General features: G+C 56.8%; 22 protein-coding genes. 18 read left to right on the top strand and 4 right to left on the bottom strand.

Annotation, left to right across the window (positions count from 1 at the left end):
- Positions 1-29 precede the first annotated feature (29 nt).
- From OCH02_RS16595 to OCH02_RS16585, 3 genes are all read left to right on the top strand, one after another.
- Complete coding sequence (locus OCH02_RS16595) at positions 30-758, top strand: proteasome-type protease (RefSeq protein ID WP_261432134.1); 729 nt, start codon at positions 30-32, stop codon at positions 756-758.
- Positions 759-1,049: 291 nt separating this feature from the next.
- A complete protein-coding gene (locus tag OCH02_RS16590; protein ID WP_315899228.1) occupies positions 1,050-1,328 on the top strand; it encodes a hypothetical protein in 279 nt (92 codons plus the stop codon).
- Between the two features lie 41 nt (positions 1,329-1,369).
- Entirely contained in the window at positions 1,370-1,846 is a 477-nt protein-coding gene (locus tag OCH02_RS16585; protein WP_261432133.1) for a hypothetical protein, read from the top strand.
- Positions 1,847-1,908: 62 nt separating this feature from the next.
- On the opposite strand, the gene mgtA is transcribed toward OCH02_RS16585, so the two are convergent.
- On the bottom strand, positions 1,909-4,617 hold the full coding sequence (gene mgtA / locus OCH02_RS16580; protein ID WP_261432132.1) for a magnesium-translocating P-type ATPase: 2,709 nt from the start codon (positions 4,615-4,617) through the stop codon (positions 1,909-1,911).
- 475 nt (positions 4,618-5,092) lie between these two features.
- On the opposite strand from mgtA, the gene treR reads away from it, so the two are divergent.
- The 4 genes from treR to OCH02_RS16560 all read left to right on the top strand — a co-directional run bounded on the left by treR (position 5,093) and on the right by OCH02_RS16560 (position 9,809).
- The gene (gene treR, locus OCH02_RS16575; protein WP_261432131.1) at positions 5,093-6,040 is read left to right on the top strand and encodes a trehalose operon repressor TreR; all 948 of its coding nucleotides are present in this window, start codon (positions 5,093-5,095) and stop codon (positions 6,038-6,040) included.
- 297 nt (positions 6,041-6,337) lie between these two features.
- Positions 6,338-7,474, top strand: coding sequence for a tail fiber domain-containing protein (locus tag OCH02_RS16570; protein ID WP_261432130.1), 1,137 nt, complete (start codon positions 6,338-6,340; stop codon positions 7,472-7,474).
- Between the two features lie 83 nt (positions 7,475-7,557).
- Positions 7,558-9,549, top strand: coding sequence for an S-type pyocin domain-containing protein (locus OCH02_RS16565; protein WP_261432129.1), 1,992 nt, complete (start codon positions 7,558-7,560; stop codon positions 9,547-9,549).
- Positions 9,546-9,809: a colicin immunity domain-containing protein gene (locus OCH02_RS16560; protein WP_261432128.1), complete on the top strand. Its 264-nt coding sequence runs from the start codon at positions 9,546-9,548 to the stop codon at positions 9,807-9,809. The genes OCH02_RS16565 and OCH02_RS16560 overlap by 4 nt, the downstream gene beginning before the upstream one ends.
- 95 nt (positions 9,810-9,904) lie before the next feature.
- Here the strand turns inward: OCH02_RS16560 and OCH02_RS16555 are convergent, their stop codons facing one another.
- Entirely contained in the window at positions 9,905-10,321 is a 417-nt protein-coding gene (locus tag OCH02_RS16555; protein ID WP_261432127.1) for an Exc2 family lipoprotein, read from the bottom strand.
- A gap of 318 nt (positions 10,322-10,639) precedes the next feature.
- On the opposite strand from OCH02_RS16555, the gene treB reads away from it, so the two are divergent.
- Both treB and treC read left to right on the top strand, forming a co-directional pair.
- Positions 10,640-12,055 carry a PTS trehalose transporter subunit IIBC gene (gene treB, locus OCH02_RS16550; protein WP_135314897.1) on the top strand — a complete coding sequence of 472 codons (1,416 nt, stop codon included), beginning with the start codon at positions 10,640-10,642 and terminating at the stop codon, positions 12,053-12,055.
- Positions 12,056-12,100: 45 nt separating this feature from the next.
- Positions 12,101-13,765, top strand: coding sequence for an alpha,alpha-phosphotrehalase (gene treC, locus OCH02_RS16545; protein ID WP_261432126.1), 1,665 nt, complete (start codon positions 12,101-12,103; stop codon positions 13,763-13,765).
- Between the two features lie 27 nt (positions 13,766-13,792).
- Here the strand turns inward: treC and OCH02_RS16540 are convergent, their stop codons facing one another.
- On the bottom strand, positions 13,793-14,317 hold the full coding sequence (locus OCH02_RS16540; RefSeq protein ID WP_261432125.1) for an NAD(P)H-dependent oxidoreductase: 525 nt from the start codon (positions 14,315-14,317) through the stop codon (positions 13,793-13,795).
- 104 nt (positions 14,318-14,421) lie between these two features.
- Here OCH02_RS16540 and OCH02_RS16535 point away from each other — a divergent pair, with 104 nt between their 5' ends.
- The 3 genes from OCH02_RS16535 (at position 14,422) to nrdG (ending at position 18,266) form a co-directional block, all read left to right on the top strand.
- A complete protein-coding gene (locus OCH02_RS16535; RefSeq protein WP_261432123.1) occupies positions 14,422-15,330 on the top strand; it encodes a LysR family transcriptional regulator in 909 nt (302 codons plus the stop codon).
- Positions 15,331-15,602: 272 nt separating this feature from the next.
- Positions 15,603-17,741, top strand: coding sequence for an anaerobic ribonucleoside-triphosphate reductase (nrdD, locus tag OCH02_RS16530; RefSeq protein WP_261432122.1), 2,139 nt, complete (start codon positions 15,603-15,605; stop codon positions 17,739-17,741).
- A gap of 60 nt (positions 17,742-17,801) precedes the next feature.
- The gene (nrdG, locus tag OCH02_RS16525; RefSeq protein ID WP_261432120.1) at positions 17,802-18,266 is read left to right on the top strand and encodes an anaerobic ribonucleoside-triphosphate reductase-activating protein; all 465 of its coding nucleotides are present in this window, start codon (positions 17,802-17,804) and stop codon (positions 18,264-18,266) included.
- Positions 18,267-18,337: 71 nt separating this feature from the next.
- Here nrdG and OCH02_RS16520 read toward each other — a convergent pair whose 3' ends face one another.
- Positions 18,338-19,396: a permease gene (locus OCH02_RS16520; RefSeq protein ID WP_261432119.1), complete on the bottom strand. Its 1,059-nt coding sequence runs from the start codon at positions 19,394-19,396 to the stop codon at positions 18,338-18,340.
- A 226-nt stretch (positions 19,397-19,622) separates the two neighbouring features.
- On the opposite strand from OCH02_RS16520, the gene phnF reads away from it, so the two are divergent.
- Genes phnF through phnK form a run of 6 tightly spaced genes read left to right on the top strand, consistent with a single transcriptional unit; the run spans position 19,623 to position 24,103 of the window.
- Entirely contained in the window at positions 19,623-20,348 is a 726-nt protein-coding gene (gene phnF, locus OCH02_RS16515) for a phosphonate metabolism transcriptional regulator PhnF (protein WP_261432203.1), read from the top strand.
- Positions 20,349-20,792 carry a phosphonate C-P lyase system protein PhnG gene (gene phnG / locus OCH02_RS16510; RefSeq protein ID WP_261432117.1) on the top strand — a complete coding sequence of 148 codons (444 nt, stop codon included), beginning with the start codon at positions 20,349-20,351 and terminating at the stop codon, positions 20,790-20,792. It begins immediately after the preceding gene.
- Between the two features lie 3 nt (positions 20,793-20,795).
- Positions 20,796-21,377, top strand: a complete 582-nt coding sequence (phnH, locus tag OCH02_RS16505) for a phosphonate C-P lyase system protein PhnH (RefSeq protein ID WP_261432114.1) — start codon at positions 20,796-20,798, stop codon at positions 21,375-21,377.
- Positions 21,377-22,462 carry a carbon-phosphorus lyase complex subunit PhnI gene (locus OCH02_RS16500; protein WP_261432112.1) on the top strand — a complete coding sequence of 362 codons (1,086 nt, stop codon included), beginning with the start codon at positions 21,377-21,379 and terminating at the stop codon, positions 22,460-22,462. Before phnH ends, OCH02_RS16500 begins: the two co-directional genes overlap by 1 nt.
- Positions 22,455-23,315 (top strand): alpha-D-ribose 1-methylphosphonate 5-phosphate C-P-lyase PhnJ, encoded by an 861-nt coding sequence (locus tag OCH02_RS16495; protein ID WP_017891399.1) that lies wholly within the window; start codon positions 22,455-22,457, stop codon positions 23,313-23,315. Before OCH02_RS16500 ends, OCH02_RS16495 begins: the two co-directional genes overlap by 8 nt.
- Positions 23,315-24,103, top strand: coding sequence for a phosphonate C-P lyase system protein PhnK (gene phnK / locus OCH02_RS16490; RefSeq protein WP_129939647.1), 789 nt, complete (start codon positions 23,315-23,317; stop codon positions 24,101-24,103). The genes OCH02_RS16495 and phnK overlap by 1 nt, the downstream gene beginning before the upstream one ends.

Raw genomic sequence — 24,103 nt, 5'->3', positions numbered from 1 at the left:
GTGCCAGTCTTGTTTTGAGGGAATGTGGAATGACCTATTGTGTGGCCATGCGCTTGTCATCCGGGCTGGTCTTTGCTTCTGATTCACGCACCAATGCCGGAGTGGACCATATTTCTACCTTCCGCAAACTGCACGTGTTCCAGCAGGAGGGGGAGCGCCTGCTGGTGCTGCAAAGTGCCGGCAATCTGGCGACCACCCAAAGCATCATCAGCCTGCTGCAACGGCGCTGCAAAGACGCCGAACGCCCCAATCTGCTCAATGCCCCCAGCCTGTACGAAGCCGCCACGCTGGTGGGCGAAACGGTACGAGAAGTGATCCAACGCGACAGCGAAGCCCAGCAGAGCGGCAGCACCACCGATTTTAGCTGTAGCCTGTTGCTCGGCGGCCAGATCCATGGCGAAGAGATGCGGCTGTTCCATATCTATCCGCAGGGTAATTTTATCGAAGCCACCCGCGATACGCCCTATTTCCAGATTGGCGAAAGCAAATACGGTAAACCAATTATTGATCGAGTGCTGAACTACGATACCCCGCTGGAACAGGCGATGCAGTGCGCGCTAATCTCCCTCGATTCTACGCTACGCAGTAACCTGTCGGTCGGCCTGCCGCTCGACGTGATGATTTACCCGCGCGACAGTTTCAGCAGCGCACAACAATACCGCATCACCGAGGATCATCCGCATTTCAACGCCATCCGCAAAGGCTGGGGCGAAGGGCTGGTCAGCATTTTCAAACAGTTGCCGCCGCTGCAGCTGTAGGTTTTTGTGAGGGCTCAGCATGCAGAGCCCCTACGCATGCTGAGCCCGGCGATGCAGAAAATTATTCGATCGCGCTGGCACGCAGCAGGGCTTCCAGCGGGTAGACCGCCGCAATCACCACTTCGTCTCTCTCTGCATCCGGCATCAAACCTGTTTTTTGCACAAACTGACATCCGTAACGCGTAATGGATGCTACTTCGGCCACTTTTCTTAAAAAGATATCCCCGCCATGTAATGACCGGCTGACTTGTTAATATTCATCAGTTAATCAAACGGGAAAAAGGGTCAAGGATGAGTAAGCGTCGCGACATCATTGATGGGCGGGAATATGGCAGTCCCTATGGATTGATCTACACAGAGGTTCTTGGATGGATTGATCTGGGCCATGCTCAGGGTACTGACATCAAAACCGTGTTGAGAAGTCTTGAGACCGGAGAATCTTCTGGTCAGGATCGATACGATATTACCTATTCACAGTCTATGGTTGATCCGTTTTACACCATAAAAATGGGTAAATTTATTATCTGGCGCATTAAAAGAGGCCGTTCATATTTCGAACGCCAGCGCTGATGGCTCATACATTGATAAAGCGAAAGGGGGAACATTACCCTATGCGTAGATCACTTAAGCTACTCAGCGTCGTTGTTATCGTGAGTGCTGCTGCGCTCGCGTATATCTGGCCCTATATGCAGATGGAGTTTGCTGGCAGCGCGCACTATACCGAGCAAAATAAACGGGAGTATGATTTTTATACGCCCGAGATTCTGAGAAAAATTCCCCGTATTACCCCCCGTTATGACTTCGATTTCGCCAACATCACGGGCCCTGCAACGCATGTGTATGCAGTGAAATTTTACGGTACCGAGGATACCCATAAAATTGACGATTACCTGACATCAATCGGCTACGAACGCCAGGGCAACTGCAATATTGACAATGTATGCTGGCGCGGTGCAGATCTCACGGAAACCGTGATGGTAAGAACCTTAAAGAGCGAAAAAGGTGTCATTGTGCAGGTTGTCTACAACTTCACATCGCAATTGGACGCTAACAAAATGACGGTGAATGGCAGCCGAAAAAGCAAATGAATGTGAGCCGACGGGATGGATCACAGATGCCCTCTCTTGCAGTGCAGAGAGGGCTTGAGAGATTACTGCCAGCCGTAACGGCGCACAAACCAGCCTTTCACACACTGGGTCAGCACCATATAACCGCCCAGGATCAGCACCAGCCATGGGAAGTAGCCGAGCGGCAGCGCCTGCAGCTGCAGGAAACTGGCCAGCGGCGAGAAGGTCAGGCCGATACCGGTGGCGATCACCAGCAAGGTCATGATGCACAGCGGCCATGAAGGACGGCTCTGGATAAACGGAATTTTGCGCGTGCGGATCATATGCACAATCAGCGTTTGCGACAGCAGCCCTTCAATGAACCAGCCGGACTGGAATAACGTCTGCATTTCCGGCGTATTGGCTTTAAACACCCACCACATCAGGCTAAAGGTCAGCACGTCGAAAATCGAACTGATCGGCCCAAAGAACACCATAAAACGCCCAATATCGCCGGAGTTCCAGCGCTGTGGCTGGGTTATCTGATCGTCATCGACATTGTCGAACGGAATGGCGATCTGCGAAATGTCATACATCAGGTTCTGGATCAGCAGGTGCAGCGGCAACATCGGCAGGAACGGCAAAAAGGCACTGGCAATCAGCACGCTGAAGACGTTACCGAAGTTGGAACTGGCGGTCATCTTGATGTATTTGAGCATATTGGCGAAGGTGCGACGCCCCTCAATCACCCCCTGCTCCAGCACCATCAGGCTTTTTTCCAACAGGATAATATCCGCGGCTTCCTTGGCGATATCCACCGCAGAATCCACTGAAATCCCGATATCCGCCGCACGCAGCGCCGGGGCATCGTTAATTCCGTCGCCCATAAAGCCGACCACATGGCCCTGCTGACGCAGCAGCTTGACGATACGTTCCTTATGCAACGGCGTCAGCTTGGCGAACACCGTGGTACGCGCCGCCACCTGCGCCAGTTGCTGGTCGTCCATCTGTTCAATTTCACTGCCGCGCAGCACATGATCCGCCGCCAGCCCAACGTCTTTACACACCTTGGCCGCCACCAGCTCGTTGTCGCCGGTGAGGATCTTCACCGTTACGCCGCTGTTTTTCAGCGCCGCCAGCGCCGGTTCGGTGCTCTCTTTTGGCGGATCGAGGAAGGCCACATACCCTTCGAGGATCAGATCCATTTCATCGGCCACGCCGTATTCATAAGCCTGCGCCGGCAGGATCTTGTTGGCTACCGCCACCACCCGCAGCCCCTGCTGGTTAAGATCGTCGGTAACGCGCCGTATGCGTGCCAACAACGCCTCAGTCAGCGGGATCACTTGATCTTCCTGCCGCACATGGCTGCAAATCGCCAGCATCTCTTCCAGCGCGCCCTTGCAGATCAGCTCGTGATATTGCGCGTCTTTAGCCACCACCACCGACATACGGCGGCGTTCAAAATCAAACGGGATCTCATCCACTTTGTGGTAATGCTGCAACGCGTCCGGCTGTTGGCTTTGCTGTGCGCAGCTCAGCACCGCCACGTCGAGCAGGTTTTTCAGCCCGGTCTGGTAGAAGCTGTTCAGCCAGGCATAATGCAGCACCCGATCGCTGGCGACGCCGAACACGTCGGTATGGCGCTCCAGCACGATTCTATCCTGGGTCAGGGTGCCGGTTTTGTCGGTGCACAGAATGTCCATGGCACCAAAGTTCTGAATGGCGTCCAGGCGTTTGACGATCACTTTCTGTTTGGACAGTTTCACCGCCCCTCTGGCCAGGGTAGAAGTGACAATCATCGGCAGCATTTCCGGGGTCAGCCCCACCGCCACCGACAGCGCGAACAGCGCCGCTTCCCACCAGTCACCCTTGGTGTAGCCGTTGATCAACAGCACAATTGGCGTCATCACCATCATGAAACGGATCAACAACCAGCTGACTTTACTGATCCCGCTCTGGAAGGCATTGGGTTGCTGATCCTGACCGATCACGCGCTGCGCCAATTGGCCGAAGTAGGTGTCGCCGCCGGTGCCAATCACCATCGCCAACGCGGTGCCGCTCACCACGTTGGTGCCCATAAAGCACAGATTCTGGCATTCCAGCGGATCTTCCGCCTGCTCACGCAGCTCGGCGACTTTCTCCACCGGCAGAGACTCACCGGTCAACGCCGCCTGGCTGATAAACAGATCTTTTGCCGACAGTACGCGCAGATCCGCCGGGATCATGTCGCCCGCCGCCAGCTTGATGATGTCGCCCGGCACCAGTTGCGAGATCGGCAGCTCCAGATGCTCGCTTTTACCGGTCAGTGCGTCACTACGAATTACTGTAGCGGTATTGCTGACCATGGCTTTCAGCGCATCCGCCGCCTTGTTGGAGCGCGCTTCCTGAATGAAATTCAGCAGCGTGGAGATCACCACCATCAGGGCGATCACCAGTGCCCCGGTCAGATCCTCGGTAGCATAAGAGATCATGCCAAGCGCGGTCAGCAACAGGTTGAACGGGTTGCGATAACAGTGCCACAGGTGCTGCCACCAGGCCTCTTGCTGCTGATCGTCAATAACGTTCTCACCGCAGCGTTCGCGTACTCGCTCCGCCTCATGGTCGGTTATGCCTTCCGGATGACTTTGAAAGCGCAGATAAAGCTCGGTGGTGTTCGCGGCAGCGCATTCCAGCCGCTGCTGTGCCAAACCGGCGGGCAACCCCTGCGCTTTGCCGCCAAGGCCGTCCAACAGGCTGTCACGGTGCACCAAACGGCGCGGTAAATTGCGGCTGAGCAGGCCCAGCAGCTGACGGGGGATATTTTTCAGTTTCATTTTTTCGCACCTCGTCGCCCATTGCCTCACGGCAGTGGGTGAACACGGGATCGCCCCCGGCCAGGCTTTCGGACACGCCAAAAAGCCTCTGCCGGGGCAGATCCTTACATTTTTATAGCAGCAGGAGCGAACGACGGGCGCGCGCTACCGGTTACCGTTTATTACTTCACCGGTAAAACAGCAGCGCAAAGCAGGCAGGTTTTACCGGGGAGCCGAGTCAGGGTCTAACGGGGTCGGATCGGGATCCATAGGGTTGATAACCTCCGGTAAATGAAAAGATCAAACGACAAGAGCGGCCGTTCAGCGCGGTACGTAAATCCCTGCATTAGCCTATAGCTTTCAAGCTGGTCACCTGGCTGCAACTTGAAAGATGATGGATACAGCGCCAAGATCCGTTGCGGAAAATAGGCTATGCTGACGGGCATTCAGCGTAGGCCGCCAGTTTACGCCTTTTAACCTCAATGAAAATTAAACCATGCAAAACCGGCTGACCATCAAGGACATCGCACGCCTGAGCGGCGTAGGTAAATCCACCGTATCACGCGTGTTGAACAACGAAGGCAGCGTGAGCCCGCAGACCCGCGAACGGGTGGAAGCGGTGATCCGTCAGCAGGGGTTCACCCCCTCCAAGTCGGCACGCGCCATGCGCGGCCAGAGCGACAAAGTGGTCGGCATTATCGTTTCCCGTCTCGACTCTCCGTCTGAAAACCAGGCGGTACGCACCATGTTGCCGCTGCTGTATCAGCACGGCTTCGACCCGATCGTGATGGAAAGCCAGTTCGAGACCCGGCTGGTGGAAGAGCATTTGCACGTTCTGCAGCAGCGCAACGTCGACGGGGTGATCCTGTTCGGTTTCACCGGCCTGACGGCGGCGATGCTCAGCCCATGGCAGGATAAAATGGTGGTGCTGGCGCGCGAATACGAGGGGTTTTCTTCGGTTTGCTACGACGACGACGGTGCCGTGCGGCTGCTGATGGAACGCCTGCAGCAGCAGGGCCACCGGCATATCGGCTACCTGGGGGTGCAACTGTCGGATGCCACCACCGGTATGCGCCGCCATCAGGCCTATCTCGACGCCTGCCGGCAACAGCAGATTAGCCCAAGTGTGGCGCTGGGCGAACTGAGCTATCAGAGCGGTTACCAACTGGCCGCCTCGGTGATCGATGCCCAGACTACCGCCCTGGTGTGCGCCTCCGACACTATCGCCCTGGGTGCGATCAAATACCTGCAACAGCAGCATATTGCCCCGCTGCAGGTGTGCGGTATCGGTAATACCCCGCTGCTAAACTTCCTGTTCCCCGAAACCTTTTCGGTTGATCTGGGCTACGGCACGGCCGGGCTGCAGGCCGCACAACAGCTGCTGGGCCAGCTCAGCGGCGAACAGGGCATCCGCCAGATCATCGTACCCAGCCAACTCGCCTGATAGCGGTTCTTTGTTTATCCGCATACATTCCCCAGTCTGAAATCCCCTGTTGATGCTCACACCCCGTGAGCGTCAATTCATCGCTATTTTTGTGCCCGCCACCACACAACAACCGCTAATCGACCGTCTTCACCCAGCCAAGTAAATTACTGTTTATACACACAGTACTCCCTGTGTGTTTTAGCGGTTTTTCAGCACACGGAATGTGTCCCTCCCCAGACCTGCCATTCAGGAGCAACGGAGGGTACCGGACGCTGTTAACCATCAGGAAACAGAATGTCGAAAAGGAAGATAATCATGGCTGAAGAAAAGAAAAATGCTCAGGTGACTAACGGCGTTAATGACGATGTGACTGAGCTGAAATCACTGACCACCCTGCGTAAACGCATCATCAGTGACGATGAAATTGTGACCAAGGCAGCAAACGGTTTTCGCCTGGCAAACGGCAATACCGGCGTGATGCTGCGTAACGACGGTAAGGACTTTTACGCCCTGACCACGCCAAGCGGCCAGGCTCAGGACGGGCAGTGGAACACCCTACGCCCCTTCTCTTTTAACCTCTCAAGTGGCCGGGTTGCACTTCGTAACGGCGTCGATATCTCCGGCGGCGCTATGGTGTCACACAATGCAGGCATCTCTACGGCAACCACCGGCCCAGCGCAGCTTATCAACGGGCAAATCTATAATTCCGCGCCGGTGCATAGCGATTTCACCAGCGGCAACGTGACCACCACCATGATGATGGGAACAAGGGTTATCGCTGGCAAAGAAGACTATGGCCTGCTGTCTTACCGTGACTGGCAGGGACACTGGAACGAATTACAGGTCAGAGCCAACAGCGAGCTTTCGGTCGGGCAATTAATCAAACGCAATGCCGATGGTTGGATTTGGGCTGCTGGCAATAAAAACGTTAACAATAATGCCGACCGCACTACCAACGGCCTGCATGTACAGGGAGCGGGAAACCTGTCCGCCGACCTATACCACTATGAACGTATCGGCAAACACCACATGCTGGCGCTGCACGTTGCCAATGGAGGCGGCGACGGCTGGTATGAATTCCGGGATAAAGGTAATGCGTACACCAACGGCACCTGGAACAGCAGCTCCGATGCCCGGATGAAAACCGACATCGAGAAAATTGAAGGCGCACTGGAGAAGCTGGAGAAAATTGGCGGTTATACCTACCTGAAACAGGGCGTTCCGGAAGCCGGGGTAATAGCCCAGGAAGTAGAGAACGTATTACCTCAATCCGTCACCACCACCGAACTGAAATTAAATGACGGCAGCGTTTTGAAAGACGCCCGCGGAATTAATATCAATGGCGTGGTCGCCCTTCTGGTCGAGGCGTTAAAGGAAGAACGTGGGGCCCGGCTTGCGCTGGAAACTCGGTTAACAGTTTTGGAAAACTCTGCCACAACCAAACATGGTTGATGCCTAGAATGCACTGTAGGCACACGCATTCTAGTACAGAAAAATACATCCGATAATAGATAAAGAATCAGGGAGATGTTTTTATGTCGGGACCAACATATTACCAAAATGGCACCCCTTACAATGCTAATGGAGAACCCATTATTATCATTACCGGCGGGCCGACCCCGCCTAGCGGGACTATTCCCGCACATCCACCGTCTAATGGTGGTTTGTATGTGTCGATGCTCCCGCCTAATGTGGCACCCGTTTATTTGAAGGACCGAATGAGTGTTAAGTATGTTCCCGGAAAAGGGCGACAGTTCACGCCATATGGGCAACTGACCCAATTACAAAAGATTTTTGACGACCAGATAGCTGCAGCCAGGAGCCGCATAGCGGAACCCGTTAACCAGATTATTGAGCGTACCAATGCGGTTTTACAGTTGGTGATGAATACCCAGGTGGGTAATGACCCTCGTATTTTTAGTCCTGAAAAACTTTTACGTGAAGCGAACTATGGTCTGCAAGTAGCCAATAGTGAAGTGCAACTGTCTGAAGGTAATGTATCGCAAAAGCATGAAGCAGCAGAGAAAGCACTGAATGACGTCAAATCGAAATTAGGACTGTCTGGGGTGGCACCAGAAGATTATGACACATTCCTAACTCAAGTATTCCAACCTGTTTCGCGAACCTATTGGGAGGAGTTTTCGGTAAAACCCCGTGTAGAAGAATTTAATGCCAAACAGCGTTTGCTCGCTGCACTGGATAATATCGCTTTCGTTATTCAGGATGTCGTGTCTAAAGCAAGCACTCTGACTGAAGTGGCGAATCAAGTTAAGAAAGAAAGGGCTGACGCAGAAACAGAAGCTAAAGCAAAAGCAGATGCTGAAACCCAGGCGAAAGCCGAAGAGGTAAGAAAAGCGGAAGAGGCACGGAAAGCCGAAGCAGTGCATAAGGCTGAAGAAGCCAGAAAAATACTGTTCGCAAAAGCAGGGGTTTTGGACGCTCCAGCTTACACGCCCGCACAGGTGAAAGCTGCAGAGACTTCCCTCGGCGCAATGGGTTCAATGGTATTGAATCGTGCCCCAGGGATGTTACAGCTATCAACCGCCGCCGAAGGCGTTTTGACCACCACCAGCGAGTTGGCGGGCTCGATAGCCGGGGCTGTGTGGCGAGGAGCTATTGCGTTAGCTGAAGCCGCAACCGTCAGCACCGCAGGGGCAACTGTTGGCGCTTTAGTTATGGGCTTCTGGCCCACAAAAGCAGGGGAAGGCAGCGACAAGCTTTACGGACGCGACATTGTCATGTTTGGCTTTCAGGCCAATCTAATCGCTGCCGGCAAAGTCAGCATTTCGCCGGACATGCACTCTGTCGACTTACCGGTCCGTGGCTCTTTAGTTATGGAGAATGGTCAGCAACAGGCCAGGCTGGTTAAAACGGGTATGGGTGGCGTACCCGCGAGCGTGCCTGTTCTAAAGGCGGCACGTGATGAGAAAACCGGGTTGGATAGGATTACGATTCCTGCAGTGGGAGGGGCACCGTCGCGAACCATCCTGGTTAACCCAGCTCCGGCTGGCCCGACAGCACCTCCCCATACAGGAAACAGTTCGCCTGCCCCCGTCACACCGGTGCATACTGGCACGACAGTAAAACAGGCAGATAGTATAGTTACCACCAGTTTCCCGGCCGATGACCTTAAAGAGCTGCAAGACTTCATTTACTGGCAGCCGGACGCCACTGGCAGCGGCGTCGAGCCAATTTATGTGATGCTGAGTGATCCGCTTGATTCGGGTCGCTTTACCCGCAAACAGCTGGACAAGAAATTTAAGCACGCCAGTGACTTTGGTATTGCCGATACGAAAAAAAATAGAGTAACGTTGACTCAATATCGTGATGCAGTTGAAGCACACTTGAAGGATAGAGACACTGTGGAAAAAGGAACTTATCGACGGGAAAAGGGATCTAAAGTTTACTTCAATCCCAAAAGCATGAGGGTTGTAATCATCAAAGCCAACGGTGATTTTCTCTCCGGATGGAAAATAAACCCCGATGCAGATAATGGTAGAATCTATTTAGAGACAGGTGATTTATGAACAAAATGGCGATAATTGAATTAGCTAGAAGTTTTTTGGAATCAAAAATTAATGCGCTTCAGTTCTCTGAAGAAATATGTATTGAAAGACGTAAATTATATGGTATCGAACAAGAAAAGAATATTTTAAACTGTGGTGAAGAGCTATTTATGGTGGCTGAGATTTATAATCCAGATTCAGATCGTGCTGATTATGAACTGGATGAGTCTGAGTTGAGAAAAGAAGTAAAAGCGACCCTAGATAAATTTAATCTGCTTTAATCTTCCACCATTTCTAAACAGGATTATTTAAACAAATGCCCAATAAACTCTCGTTTATTGGGCTTTTTCATTAACAGCGTATTTATCTATCCCCCTCAAGGCCGGCCGTCATAGCCGTCCCAGTAGGTAGCCACGGCGGAATCCAGCAGGATCTGCCGCTGTTTTTGCGGGTTATCTACTGAATAATGCTGATTGATAAATTTTCCTTTCTTCCCCAAATCACTAAGGAATTCAGGGCTGCGGAAATAGGCTTCCTGCTGCTCTGCCTGCTGGCGCGTCAATCCCTTGGCCCGATCGGCCTTCCCCATTTGATAGAACTGGTCAAAAAACGGAATAGAGGCTTTTATCGAGTCCGGAATTTGGGTTCGTATTTCTGGGGAAAAATCCTCTCGCGCCATTTGATAAATCGCATGCCTGGCGTGGCGTTCCGGGCTGCTTTTTTGGCTGGAGCAGGCGCTCAGCAACAGCGCGGTGAAGACAATAAGGATCCGGGGCAATGTCAAAGTCATCATTCTTCCTTGAAAAAAGTGCGTGGTAGCGGCATTCGCTTTACGCCTTGAAGTAATGGGTGCAACTAATTTCAATCAACTTATTGATTGTTAAGGGTGACAGTATAGCCCGTGTTGCGCGTATTCAAGAGAATATTGCTGAATGCTTCGGCCGGCTCGCAAAATCCCCTGCTGGATAAATGGTCATTTTTTTATCGTTTTGTGATCCTCGCCCCAAACCGGGAACGTTCCCATTTCATAAAAAAAGCGGAGTGACTAAGCTTTGATCATTACTCCAACAACACCTCTGCGGCAGTCTCATACCAAGAAAGGTATCTAATAATGAGCAAAGTAAAACAGCAGGATATCGATCGCCTGATTGTGTTGGTGGGCGGTCGCGAGAATATCGCCACTGTCAGCCACTGCATTACCAGGCTGCGTTTTGTTCTCAATGATCCAGCCCTAGCCAAACCGAAAGAAATCGAAGAGCTGCCGATGGTCAAAGGCTGCTTTACCAACGCCGGGCAGTTCCAGGTGGTGATCGGCCCCGAGGTCGGGGATTACTATCAGGCCCTGATCGCCACCACCGGCGTCAATGAAGCGGACAAAGAGCAGGCCAAGGTCGCAGCACGCCAGAACATGACCTGGAGCGAACGCGCCATCTCGCACTTCGCCGAAATCTTCTTCCCCCTGCTGCCTGCCTTGATCAGCGGTGGTTTGATCCTCGGTTTCCGTAACGTCATCGGCGACATCCCGATGTCCGGCGGCCAAACGCTGGCGCAGATGCACCCGGCGTGGAAAACCATTTACGACTTCCTGTGGCTGCTCGGTGAAGCCATCTTCATGTTCCTGCCGGTCGCCATTTGCTGGTCAACGGTGAAAAAAATGGGCGGTACCCCGGTGTTGGGTATCGTGCTGGGCGTCACGCTGGTTTCTCCACAGTTGATGAACTCCTATCAGCTCGGTCAGCAGATCCCGGAAGTGTGGAACTTCGGCTGGTTCACCATTCAGAAAGTCGGCTATCAGGCACAGGTGATCCCTTCAATGCTGGCCGGTATGGCGCTGGGCTGGATTGAGACCCGCTTGAAAAAGATCGTGCCGGATTACCTGTATCTGGTGGTGGTGCCGGTGGTTTCCCTGCTGCTGGCGGTGTTCCTGGCGCATGCGTTTATCGGGCCGTTCGGCCGCATGATTGGCGATGGCGTAGCCTGGGCGGTGAAAGCCGTGATGACCGGCAGCTTCGCCCCTATTGGTGCCGCGCTGTTTGGCTTCCTGTATGCGCCGCTGGTGATTACCGGCGTGCATCAGACCACGCTGGCCATCGATATGCAGATGATCCAGAGCATGGGCGGCACCCCGGTCTGGCCGCTGATTGCACTGTCCAACATTGCGCAGGCCTCGGCGGTGCTGGGCATTATCATTGTCAGCCGCAAGGCCAACGAGCGTGAAATCTCGGTGCCGGCGGCCATCTCCGCCTACCTCGGCGTCACCGAACCGGCGATGTACGGGATCAACCTGAAATACCGTTTCCCTATGCTGTGCGCGATGATTGGCTCCGCCTTCGCCGGGCTGATCTGCGGCCTGGACGGCGTGATGGCTAACGGTATCGGCGTTGGTGGTTTGCCGGGCATTCTGTCGATCAAACCGCAGTTCTGGATGATTTACACGGTGGCGATCCTGGTAGCGGTGGTGATCCCGCTGGTACTGACCATCATGGTTTACAAACGCAAGGCCAGCCGCGGTGAGCTGCCGGTCTGATTGAAATGTCGGGGCCCGGTACGCCGGGCCTGTTAAGGTATTTATATGAGCAATCCAATCCCCTGGTGGCAGAACGGCGTCATCTATCAAATCTATCCGAAGAGTTTTCAGGACAGCACCGGCAACGGCTACGGCGATCTGGCCGGTGTGACGCAGCGGCTGGACTACCTGCAGGAACTGGGCATCGACGCCATCTGGCTGACGCCGGTGTATGTCTCGCCGCAGGTGGACAACGGGTATGACGTGGCGGATTACTGCGCCATCGACCCGGCCTACGGCACCATGAAGGATTTCGATCGCCTGATTGCTGCCGCCCACCAGCGCAGCATCCGCATCGTGATGGACATGGTGTTCAACCACACCTCGACCGAGCACCCGTGGTTTAAAGCCTCGCAGGATCCTGACAGCCCGTTCCGCCAGTTTTATGTCTGGCGCGACGGCGAAGGCGATGCCCTGCCGAACAACTGGCGCTCCAAGTTTGGCGGCAACGCCTGGCAGTGGCACGCCGACAGTGGCCAGTATTATCTGCACCTGTTCGCCACCGAACAGGCGGATCTCAACTGGGAACACCCACCGGTGCGCGAAGAACTGAAGAAAGTGTGTCAGTTCTGGGCCGACAAAGGCGTCGACGGCCTGCGTCTGGACGTGATCAACCTGGTCTCCAAGCAGCAGAATTTCCCGTCCGATAACCAGGGTGACGGCCGCCGTTTCTACACCGATGGCCCACGCATTCATGAATTTTTGCAGGAAATGAGCCGCGATGTGTTTCAGCCGCGTGGCCTGATGACCGTCGGTGAAATGTCTTCCACCACCCTGGAACATTGTCGGCAGTACGCGGCGCAAAGCGGTGAAGAGCTGTCGATGACCTTCAACTTCCACCACCTGAAGGTGGACTATGCCGGCGGCGAAAAATGGACGCTGGCGGCGCCGGATTACGTCGAACTCAAGCAGATTTTCCGCCACTGGCAGCAGGGCATGCATAATCAGGCCTGGAACGCGCTGTTTTGGTGTAACCACGATCAACCGCGCATCGTTTCACGCTTTGGCGATGAAGGCGAACTGCGGGTACCGGCCGCCAAAATGCTGGCGATGGTACTGCACGGCATGCAGGGCACGCCTTATATCTATCAGGGCGAAGAGATCGGCATGACCAATCCGGGCTTTAACGCCATAGAGCAGTATCGCGATGTGGAAAGTCTGAACATGTACGCCGAACTCAGCGCGCAGGGGAAAAGTGACGCCGAGCTGCTGGCCATCCTGGCCAGCAAATCACGCGATAACGGCCGCACGCCAATGCAGTGGAGCAGCGCGCCGAACGCCGGTTTCAGCCAGGGCACGCCGTGGATGAGTTGTGCGGAAAACTATCCGCAGATCAACGCCGAAGCGGCGCTGGCCGATCTGGATTCGGTGTTTTACGCCTACCGCCAGTTAATCACCCTGCGCAAGCAGTATCCGCTGCTGACTCACGGCGACTACCGTGACCTGGCCCCCACTCACCCGGCGCTGTGGTGCTACCAACGTAGCTGGAACGGCCAACGCCTGCTGGTGGTAGCCAACCTCAGCCGCGAGCCGCTTGCCTGGCAGGCCGAAGGCGTGGAGCCGGCTGACTTATGGCGACCGCTGATGGGCAACTACGCTGACGCCCCTGCCCAGCCGCAGGCCACCAGCCTACGCCCGTTCGAAGCGGTGTGGTGGCTGCTGGAAGACTAATGCTGTCGGGGCGTGGCCGGCTGCGCCCTACCCTTTTTTCAGCAGTTCCACCACGCCGGCAGCCTCTTGCGCCAGGCGTTCATCGCTCATATCAGACACCCCCTGAACCAGATGCGGCGGCAGGTAATCCATGCCGGTCAGATTGGCCACCGCATGGAACGGGCGCAGCAAATCTGCCACCGGATAACGGTTATAACCTTCTGGCGTATAAGCCTGCTGATTACCACCGGTAGTGACCACCAGTTGCAGCGGTTTACCCTGCAGTTTAGTGCCTTCGCTGCCGTAGGCGAAACCGTGGGTTAATACCGCATCCTGCCATTCACTGAGGATCGCCGGGGAACTGTACCAGTAGAAGGGGAACAGCATCACCACTGCATCATGGCCCTGCAGCAATTCCTGCTCACGCGCCACGTCGATTTGATAGTCCGGGTAGGCTCGCATCAGTTCGTGAAGAGTCACGTTCGGCAAAGGACGTAGGGCTTCGATCAACGCTTTGTTGATACGTGAGTTATCGGGAAAACGGTGGGCGGTTAACACTAAAATGCGCGACATAAGCGATCCTTGATTTAAATTTGATATCGCATTTTTCCATTTCTCACGCGCCGGGTGTAGGCTGTTGGTTGTCACTTTAATTTCAACTGAAAGTATCAACCACCATGTCGCTGCCCTTTGATGTCCACCGCCTGCTGCCGGCATTCCTGGCTGCCGCCCAGGCGCAGAACTTTTCCGCTGCCGCACGCCAGCTGGGCGTCACGCCGGCGGCCATCAGCAAGAATATCCGCGTGCTGGAAGAAAAACTGGCGCTGCGGCTGTTCCAGCGGAACACCCACAACGTGGTGCTGACCGATGAGGGCAAGGCGCTGTTGCAACAGGTAGCGCCGTTGTGGCAGGCACTGTCCGCCACGCTGGAAACCGCCGGCAGCGCACAGCAAACCCCTTCCGGCACGGTCCGCGTCAGCATGATCCCCGGTTTCGGCCGCCGGATGCTGATGCCGTTGATCCCGCAGTTCCTTGAGCGCTACCCGCAGATCGACCTGGATCTTTCGCTGGATGCGCGGGTGGTCAATCTGGTGGGGGAAGGTTTTGATGTGGGGATCGGCAGCCGGGTCGATCCCGACAGCCGGTTGGTAGCGCGATCCTTGTACCCGATGCAGATGGTGCTGGCGGCCTCGCCCGGCTATCTGGCGCAGCATGGCACGCCGCAGGATCCGCAAGATCTGTTGCAACACAACTGCCTGTTGCACCGCAACCCGGCCACCGGTCGCAGCGTAAAATGGCCGTTGCAACAGCACGGCGAAGCCAAAACGCTGGAGCTGCAGGGCCGTCTGGTCGCCAGCCGCCCGGAAATGCTGCTGGATGCGGCGCTGGCCGGGCTGGGCATCGTCTGCCTGGCACGCTGGTATGCGGAATCTCATTTTGCACAAGGCACCCTGCAGCCGGTGCTGGCGGACTGCTGGCCGCGGCCAACCCAACTCTGGTTGTACTATGCCTCCGCCGACCTGCCACCGCGGGTGCGCGTCTGGGTTGAGTTCCTGCTCGAGCATTTCCGTCACCGCCCGGCCTGAATTTTCAGGCCAAAAATTCGGGCTTGTACAGCTAACGCCCGCTCTTTCCATTTCCTTGTTCTACGTCAAAAGAATCTCGCCAACATCTATATATAGTGCATTAAGAAACACCAATGCCTATATGTAGTAGTTATCCACAAAATCATCCACACGTCGCTTCAGCCCTTGTGCGCTGCGGCATTGCCCTGTGGATAAGCCGAAATCATACCGATACCCAACGGCTTTTAGCCTGCCGGGCATCAGCGCTCCCTCGGGGAACAAGGAGTAACAACGTGAAACCAGTAGTGATTAAACGGGACGGTTGTCAGGTACCTTTTGACGAGGCACGTATTGGGCAGGCTATCGAGCGCGCCGCGCTGGCCGTCGGTATTGTCAATGCCGACTACTGCGCTACCGTCGCCCGCGTAGTCGCTCAACGGATGTCACAGCAGCAGCGCGTTGATATCCATGAAATTCAGCAGGCGGTAGAAAACCAGTTGATGGCCGGCGAATACAAGCAACTGGCCCGCGCCTATATTGAATATCGTCACGATCGCGACGTCGCACGTGAACTGCGCGGGCGGCTGAACCAGGAGATCCGCGGCCTGGTGGAGCAAAGCAACATGGCGCTGCTGAACGAAAACGCCAACAAGGACAGCAAAGTGATCCCCACCCAGCGCGATCTGCTGGCCGGGATCGTCGCCAAGCATTATGCCAAGCAACACATCCTGCCGCGTGACGTAGTGCTGGCCCACGAACGCGGCGAGATCCACTACCACGATCTCGATTACTCGCCCTTCTTCCCGATGTTCAACTGCATGTTGATCGACCTGAAAGGCATGCTGACCAACGGCTTCAAGATGGGCAACGCCGAGATAGAACCCCCGAAGTCGATCTCTACCGCCACCGCGGTCACCGCCCAGATCATCGCGCAGGTTGCCAGCCATATTTATGGTGGCACCACCATTAACCGCATCGACGAGATCCTGGCCCCGTTCGTCAGTGAAAGCTTCAACAAGCATCGTCAGGTCGCCGAACAGTGGCAGATCCCGGACGCGCAAGACTACGCCATGGCTCGCACCGAGAAAGAGTGTTACGACGCCTTCCAGTCGCTGGAATATGAAGTCAACACCCTGCACACCGCCAACGGCCAGACGCCGTTCGTGACCTTCGGTTTTGGCCTGGGCACCTGCTGGGAATCACGGATGATCCAGCGTTCAATCCTGCAAAATCGCATCGCCGGGCTGGGCAAGAACCGCAAGACGGCGGTGTTCCCCAAACTGGTGTTCGCCATCCGCGACGGCCTTAATCACCAGTACGGCGATCCGAACTACGACATCAAGCAATTGGCACTGGAGTGCGCCAGCAAGCGCATGTACCCGGACATCCTCAATTACGATCAGGTGGTGAAAGTCACCGGTTCGTTCAAAACCCCGATGGGCTGCCGCAGCTTCCTCGGTACCTACGAAGAAGAGGGCGAACTGGTGCACGACGGCCGCAACAATATCGGCGTGATCAGCCTGAACCTGCCGCGCATTGCGCTGGAGGCGGTCGGCGATGAAGGCCGTTTCTGGCAACTGCTGGACCAACGTTTGCTGTTGGCGAAGAAAGCGCTGATGACGCGCATTGCCCGGCTGGAGGGCATCAAGGCCCGGGTCGCACCAATCCTGTATATGGAAGGTGCCTGCGGTGTACGCCTGAAGGCGGACGACAATATCGCCGATATCTTCAAGAATGGTCGCGCGTCAATCTCGCTGGGGTATATCGGCCTGCATGAGACCATCAACGCGCTGTTCGGTGACCAACGGCACGTCTACGACGACGAAGCACTGCGCGCCAAGGCGATTGCCATTGTGGCCCGTTTACGGGCCGCCACCGACAGTTGGAAAGAAGAAACCGGCTATGGCTTCAGCCTGTACAGCACGCCGAGTGAGAACCTGTGCGACCGCTTCTGCCGGTTGGATACCGCCGATTTCGGCGTGGTGCCGGGCGTCACCGACAAAGGCTATTACACCAACAGCTTCCACCTCGACGTGGAGAAAAAGGTTAATCCTTACGACAAGCTGGATTTTGAAGCTCCCTATCCCCCGTTGGCCAACGGCGGTTTCATCTGTTACGGCGAATATCCGAACCTGCAGCACAACCTGAAAGCGCTGGAGGACGTGTGGGATTACAGCTACAGCCGCGTACCTTATTACGGCACCAATACGCCGATCGATGAGTGTTACGAGTGCGGCTTCACCGGCGAGTTTGCCTGTACCAGCAAGGGCTTTACCTGTCCGAAATGCGGCAACCACGAGCCGTCCAAGGTGTCCGTCACCCGTCGGGTATGTGGTTACCTCGGCAGTCCGGACGCCAGGCCGTTCAATGCCGGTAAGCAGGAAGAAGTGAAACGCCGGGTGAAACATCTGGGGAATGGGCAGATCGGCTAACGCCGGGCCGCTCTGCATCAGGGCTCAGCGTGCTGAGCCCCTATCATCAGAAAGCGAAATATGAACTACCACCAGTATTACCCCCTCGACGTGGTCAACGGCCCCGGCACCCGCTGTACGCTATTTGTCGCCGGTTGCGTACACCAGTGCCCCGGCTGCTACAACAAAAGCACCTGGCGGCTTAACTCCGGGCAACCCTTTACCCAGGCGATGGAAGACCGGTTGATTACCGATCTGAACGACAGGCGTATTCCGCGCCAGGGTCTGTCGCTGTCCGGCGGCGATCCGCTGCATCCGGCCAACGTCCCGGCGGTGCTGCAATTGGTGAAAAGAGTGCATGCCGAGTGCCCCGGCAAGGATATCTGGCTGTGGACCGGTTACCGACTGGCGGAGCTGGATGAACAACAAATGCAGGTGGTGGATCGGATTAACGTGCTGATTGACGGCAAGTTTGTGCAGGATTTAAAAGACCCGGCGCTGATCTGGCGCGGCAGCGCTAATCAGGTGGTGCATAAGCTGCGTTGAGGATCCCCTCACCCCGGCCCTCTCCCTCAGGAGAGGGAGATGGGCATCTAACCATTGTCGCATATCTTCGCTTACACCAGCCCCATTCCCACCACGCCAGTGACTATCCCGCACAGCGCCACCAGCGCGGCTGTCAGACACAGGGCCTTGGCGGAAAAGGCTTTGTTCAGCATCAGCAGTGATGGCAGGCTGACCGCCGGCAGGGTCATCAACAACGCCAGCGCCGGGCCGGTGCCCATACCCGCCAGCATCATGGTCTGCACGATTGGGATTTCCGCTGCCGTGGGGATCACAAACAGGCAACCGGCGATCGCCAGCCCAATAATCCACAGCAAACTGTTGTCTATCGCACCGTCAGCATGCGGGAACAACCAGACCCGCGCCGCCCCCAATGCCAGCACCGCCAGAATGTAGATCGGAATGGTCGACCAAAATAGCGACCACAGCGCCTTTAGCCAGCGGCCAAAGAAGGGTTGTGCCTCGGTTTTCTCCAGCGGTATCACTGGCATTTGCAGTGCGGCGGGTTGCGGGTCGTTGGCGGTAGCGCGCTGCACCAGCCAGGCAATGCCCAATACCATAATCACCCCGGCCACCAGCCGAATAGCGGCAAATTGCCAGCCAAGCACGAAGCCCATAAAAATCAGCGTCGCCGGATTCAGCACCGGATTACTTAGCCAGAATGCCATCGCCGCGCCACTGGATACCGACTGACGGCGCAGCCCGGCGGCAACCGGTGCCGCACAGCAGGTACACATCATGCCCGGCAGTGCGAGCACCGCACCCAACAGGGTGCCGGAAAAGCGCGGGTGACCCAAGGTACGCATCAGCCAGTCACGCGGGATTAACACCTGTACCAGCGAGCCCAACACCACGCCGAGCACTGCTGCCTTCCACACCGCGGTGAAATAGACCAGCGCATAGTGCCAGGCCGCCAGCCACGGGCTGCTGTCGCCATTAGCCAGTATCGATTTGCCGATCGAGTGGGTATCCGCCGCCAAAAAAGCCTTGCCGTAATAGGGTTGCCATTTGACGTAGTAGAGGCCGACGGCCACCACCAGCAGAAACAGGATCGGTTTCCACAGCGGCCAGGAGCGGCTGTGGTGTTCGGTTGCGGTCAGGGGCTGTGGCATGGGGTTGGCTCGGTTCGGTGAACAATGACGTCAGCTTAGCGCGCCGCAGCCCCGTGTGCATCATCAGCCTGTCCAAAATAGTTCATCTGTTCGCCACTGACGCGTAACCAGATTGTCATTTAACCCCGGCAGAATAACGCCAACTTCACCAAAGGGTACACATCATGCAACGCCAACCATCAGCATCCTGCAAGTGGGTATTCGGCACGCCGAGGTTTTTATTATGATGGACTTATCTAGACATCCGACCAGTTTCCCTACCCGCTACCAGCAAATCGCCGCGCAGCTTGAGCAAGAGCTGCGTACCCAATACCGCTGCGGTGACTATCTGCCTTCCGAACAACAACTGGCAGAGCGTTATCAGGTTAATCGCCATACCCTGCGCCGCGCAGTCGACCAGTTGGTAGAGCGCGGTTGGCTGCAACGTCGGCACGGCGTCGGCATTTTGGTGCTGATGCGCCCCTATGACTATCCGCTGCATGCCAATACCCGCTTTAGCCAGAACCTGTTCGAGCAGGGCAGCCACCCCACCAGTGAGCGCTTACTCGCTGTATTACGCCCGTGCAATGGGCATGTGGCCAGCGCACTGTCACGTGAAGAAGGCGAAACGGTGATCCACCTGCGCACCCTGCGCCGGGTCAACGGCGTGCCGATGAGCCTGATCGACCATTATCTGCCCGATCTGGACTGGTGGCCGGCGCTGCAGCAGTTCCACAGCGGCTCATTGCACGAATTTATCGAGCTCAACATCCACCAGCCGCTGACCCGCAAGCAGACGCGCATCAGCGCACGCCGCGCGCAGGCTAAAGAAAGCCGGTTGCTGGAAATAGCCACCCACGCGCCGCTGCTGTGCGTGCGCACCCTGAACGTCTGCAGCGGCAGTGACAGCGTGGCGGAATACTCCGTCAGCCTGGCACGCGCCGACATGATTGAACTGACCATGGAGCACTGAATGCAAGCCTTACAGCCGAGACAACGCTGGATGTCGGTATTGGCGCACAGCCAGCCGGAGCAGTTACGCAGCCACTGGCAGGCGCTGAACCTCAGCCCACGCTACCAAACCATTCGCGCGCCGGAGATTGGCCTGGCGCAGTTACAGGGCCGTATGGGGGCCACCGGCCGCCGCTTTGTGCTGGGCGACATGACCGTCACCCGCGCGGTAGTGCAGCTGGAAAACGGCGGTTACGGCTACAGCTATATCGCCGGACGTGACAAGGCGCATGCCGAACTCTGTGCGCTGGCGGATGCCCTGCTGCAGTTGCCGGAGCAGGCCGAATTGCTGCAACAGCAGCTGATTGAGCCACTGGCGGCCTTGCAGCATGAGCAACGCCAACTCCGTGCCCGGGCGGTAGCCTCCAGCCGGGTGGACTTCTTTACGCTGGTGCGAGGAGATTAACCGATGAGCCTACTGACAGGTTTTGCGCAACCGATCGAACAATCGCAACAGGCTTTCCGCCTGATCCTCAAGGCATTAAGTGAACCGGGCCATATCGTCACCCTGCCGGCGAGCCCAGCCTGGGGCGCGCTGAACGCCGCCAGCACCGCCGCACTGCTGACCCTGGCAGACCAGGAAACGCCGATTCAACTCTGTCTGGCGCTAGAAAGTGAGCAAGTGCTAATAAACATTCGCTTCCACAGCGGTGCTCCGCTGGCCAATAGCAGCGAAGAAGTGTGCTTTGCCCTGTTCGATACGCAACTGCAGGCCGCTGATTTGCACGCGTTACCGCACGGCAGTGAGATTTCCCCCGAGTTCAGCGCCACGGTAGTCGTCCAGCTCGACAGTCTGGAACAGGGCACTGCGCTACGCCTGACCGGCCCCGGCATTGAACATCAACGGGTTATCTCACCGTCGTTGCCACAGGCCGTACTGGATTACCTGATTAACCGCCCGCAGCGTTTCCCGCTGGGGCTGGATTTCCTGCTGACCTGCGGTGAGCGCCTGCTGGCGCTGCCACGGACCACCCATGTGGAGGTGTGCTGATGTACGTTGCCGTTAAAGGGGGCGAAAAAGCCATTGAGGCCGCCCATCAGTTACAGGAACAGCTGCGGCGCGGCGACGACAGCCTACCCGCGCTCGACACCCAACAGATTGAACAGCAATTGGGGTTGGCGGTGGATCGGGTAATGACCGAAGGCGGTATTTACGATCCTCAGTTGGCGGCGCTGGCCATCAAGCAGGCGAGCGGCGATCTGGTCGAAGCCATTTTCCTGCTGCGCGCCTACCGTACCACCCTGCCAAGGTTGGCGGTCAGTGAGCCATTGGCAACCGAAAATATGCGGCTGGAACGCCGTATCTCGGCGGTTTACAAGGACTTGCCCGGTGGGCAGGTGCTGGGACCGACCTACGATTACACCCATCGGCTGCTGGATTTTGCCCTGCTGGCCGAAGGCGAAGCGCCACGCGCGCCACAGGCCGACGAACCGCTGCCGGAAAACTGCGCCCATGTGTTCGACTTGCTCAGTCAGCAGCAACTGGCGCTGGCAGAACAGGATGACGGCACCGCGCCGGATGATATCACCCGCAATCCGCCGGTTTACCCTTGCTCCCGCTCGGCACGCTTGCAACAGCTGGTACGCGGTGACGAAGGTTTTCTGCTGGCGTTGAGCTACTCCACCCAGCGTGGGTACGGCCGTACCCACCCGTTCGCCGGCGAGATCCGCACTGGCTATGTTTCGACGGAGATAGTGCCTGAAGAGCTGGGTTTCGCGATAGATATCGGCGAGATCCTGTTGACAGAGTGTGAAATGGTCAACGGCTTTATCGACCCGGTCGACCAGCCGCCACATTTCACCCGCGGCTATGGCCTGGTGTTTGGCCGTGCCGAACGCAAGGCGATGGCGATGGCGCTGGTGGATCGCGCACTGCAAAGCCCCGAGTACCAGGAAGGCATCGCCAGCCCGGCGCAGGATGAAGAGTTTGTGCTGGCCCACGCCGACAACGTCGAAGCCGCCGGCTTTGTTTCCCACCTTAAATTGCCGCACTACGTCGATTTCCAGGCCGAACTGGAATTGCTCAAGCGCCTGCGGCAGGAATTCAGCGAACGTCAGGAGGCCCGCGATGAGTGAAGTATTAACCGGTTATAACCTGGGCTATCTGGACGAACAGACCAAACGCATGATCCGCCGCGCTATTTTGAAGGCGGTGGCCATCCCCGGCTATCAGGTGCCGTTCGGTGGTCGTGAGATGCCAATGCCCTACGGCTGGGGCACCGGCGGCATTCAGTTGACCGCCAGCGTGATTGGCCGCGCCGACGTGCTGAAGGTGATCGACCAGGGGGCCGATGACACCACCAATGCGGTTTCCATCCGCCGCTTTTTCCAGCGCGTTGCCGGCGTCGCCACCACTGAGCGCACACCGGAGGCCACGCTAATCCAGACCCGGCACCGCATCCCGGAAACCGCGCTGCGTGAAGACCAGATCCTGATTTATCAGGTGCCAATCCCGGAGCCGCTGCGCTTTATCGAACCGCGTGAAACCGAGACCCGCAAAATGCACGCGCTGGAGGAGTACGGCGTGATGCAGGTGAAACTGTATGAAGACATCGCGCGCTACGGCCATATCGCCACCACCTACGCCTATCCGGTGAAGGTCAACGACCGCTACGTGATGGATCCGTCACCGATCCCGAAATTCGATAACCCGAAAATGCACATGATGCCTGCGCTGCAGCTGTTTGGTGCTGGCCGTGAGAAGCGAATCTACGCCCTGCCGCCGTTCACCAAGGTGGAGAGCCTGGACTTCGACGACCATCCTTTCACCGTGCAGCAGTGGGACGAGCCTTGTGCCCTGTGTGGCTCACGCCACAGCTATCTCGATGAGGTGGTGCTCGACGATCAGGGCAGCCGCATGTTCGTTTGTTCCGACACCGATTACTGCCAGCAGCAGCTGGCGCAACCTTCGCAAGAGGCGCAGCACTGATGACTTCCACCCCTCTGAGCACCACACCGCTGCTGTCGGTGACTAACCTCACCCATCTGTACGCGCCAGGCAAGGGCTTTAGCGATGTCTCTTTTGATATCTATCCCGGCGAAGTGCTGGGCATCGTTGGCGAATCCGGCTCCGGTAAAACCACCCTGCTGAAGTCGATTTCCGCCCGGCTGGCGCCGCAGCAAGGGCAGATTCTTTATCGTCCGCAGGCCGGGCAACAGCACGACCTGTACGCAATGGCGGAAAGCGATCGCCGCCGCCTGCTGCGTACCGACTGGGGCGTGGTGCATCAGCATCCGCTCGACGGACTGCGCCCCCAGGTTTCTGCCGGTGGCAACATCGGCGAGCGGCTGATGGCTATCGGCCAGCGTCACTACGGCGACATTCGCCGTCAGGCCGGCCAGTGGCTGGAGGACGTCGAGATCCCGGTATCACGCCTGGATGACCTGCCGACCACCTTCTCCGGTGGCATGCAACAGCGCTTGCAAATTGCCCGCAATCTGGTGACCCACCCGAAGCTGGTGTTTATGGACGAGCCCACCGGCGGGCTGGACGTTTCGGTACAGGCGAGGCTGCTCGATCTACTGCGCACCCTGGTGGTGGAAATGCAGTTGGCGGCGGTGATCGTCACTCACGATCTTGGCGTGGCGCGTCTGCTGGCGCACCGGCTGCTGGTGATGAAACAGGGCGAGGTGGTGGAAAGTGGCCTGACCGACCGGGTGCTGGACGATCCACACCATCCTTATACCCAACTGCTGGTTTCTTCGGTGCTGTCGTAA

The sequence above is a fragment of the Serratia quinivorans genome (genome assembly GCF_946227985.1).
GTDB classification, from domain to species: domain Bacteria; phylum Pseudomonadota; class Gammaproteobacteria; order Enterobacterales; family Enterobacteriaceae; genus Serratia; species Serratia quinivorans_A.
Note: the sequence above shows the minus strand (reverse complement) of the source record. Positions and strands in the feature narration are given on the sequence as shown.

Coding starts and splice junctions, on each gene's coding strand:
- phnG (WP_261432117.1), top strand. CDS start 20,349: ATGCAAGCCTTACAGCCGAGACAACGCTGGATGTCGGTATTGGCGCAC.
- OCH02_RS16595 (WP_261432134.1), top strand. CDS start 30: ATGACCTATTGTGTGGCCATGCGCTTGTCATCCGGGCTGGTCTTTGCT.
- OCH02_RS16585 (WP_261432133.1), top strand. CDS start 1,370: ATGCGTAGATCACTTAAGCTACTCAGCGTCGTTGTTATCGTGAGTGCT.
- phnF (WP_261432203.1), top strand. CDS start 19,623: ATGGACTTATCTAGACATCCGACCAGTTTCCCTACCCGCTACCAGCAA.
- mgtA (WP_261432132.1), bottom strand. CDS start 4,617: ATGAAACTGAAAAATATCCCCCGTCAGCTGCTGGGCCTGCTCAGCCGC.
- OCH02_RS16520 (WP_261432119.1), bottom strand. CDS start 19,396: ATGCCACAGCCCCTGACCGCAACCGAACACCACAGCCGCTCCTGGCCG.
- treC (WP_261432126.1), top strand. CDS start 12,101: ATGAGCAATCCAATCCCCTGGTGGCAGAACGGCGTCATCTATCAAATC.
- phnK (WP_129939647.1), top strand. CDS start 23,315: ATGACTTCCACCCCTCTGAGCACCACACCGCTGCTGTCGGTGACTAAC.
- OCH02_RS16570 (WP_261432130.1), top strand. CDS start 6,338: ATGGCTGAAGAAAAGAAAAATGCTCAGGTGACTAACGGCGTTAATGAC.
- OCH02_RS16495 (WP_017891399.1), top strand. CDS start 22,455: ATGAGTGAAGTATTAACCGGTTATAACCTGGGCTATCTGGACGAACAG.
- phnH (WP_261432114.1), top strand. CDS start 20,796: ATGAGCCTACTGACAGGTTTTGCGCAACCGATCGAACAATCGCAACAG.
- OCH02_RS16560 (WP_261432128.1), top strand. CDS start 9,546: ATGAACAAAATGGCGATAATTGAATTAGCTAGAAGTTTTTTGGAATCA.
- OCH02_RS16565 (WP_261432129.1), top strand. CDS start 7,558: ATGTCGGGACCAACATATTACCAAAATGGCACCCCTTACAATGCTAAT.
- OCH02_RS16590 (WP_315899228.1), top strand. CDS start 1,050: ATGAGTAAGCGTCGCGACATCATTGATGGGCGGGAATATGGCAGTCCC.
- treB (WP_135314897.1), top strand. CDS start 10,640: ATGAGCAAAGTAAAACAGCAGGATATCGATCGCCTGATTGTGTTGGTG.
- nrdG (WP_261432120.1), top strand. CDS start 17,802: ATGAACTACCACCAGTATTACCCCCTCGACGTGGTCAACGGCCCCGGC.
- OCH02_RS16535 (WP_261432123.1), top strand. CDS start 14,422: ATGTCGCTGCCCTTTGATGTCCACCGCCTGCTGCCGGCATTCCTGGCT.
- treR (WP_261432131.1), top strand. CDS start 5,093: ATGCAAAACCGGCTGACCATCAAGGACATCGCACGCCTGAGCGGCGTA.
- OCH02_RS16500 (WP_261432112.1), top strand. CDS start 21,377: ATGTACGTTGCCGTTAAAGGGGGCGAAAAAGCCATTGAGGCCGCCCAT.
- OCH02_RS16555 (WP_261432127.1), bottom strand. CDS start 10,321: ATGATGACTTTGACATTGCCCCGGATCCTTATTGTCTTCACCGCGCTG.
- OCH02_RS16540 (WP_261432125.1), bottom strand. CDS start 14,317: ATGTCGCGCATTTTAGTGTTAACCGCCCACCGTTTTCCCGATAACTCA.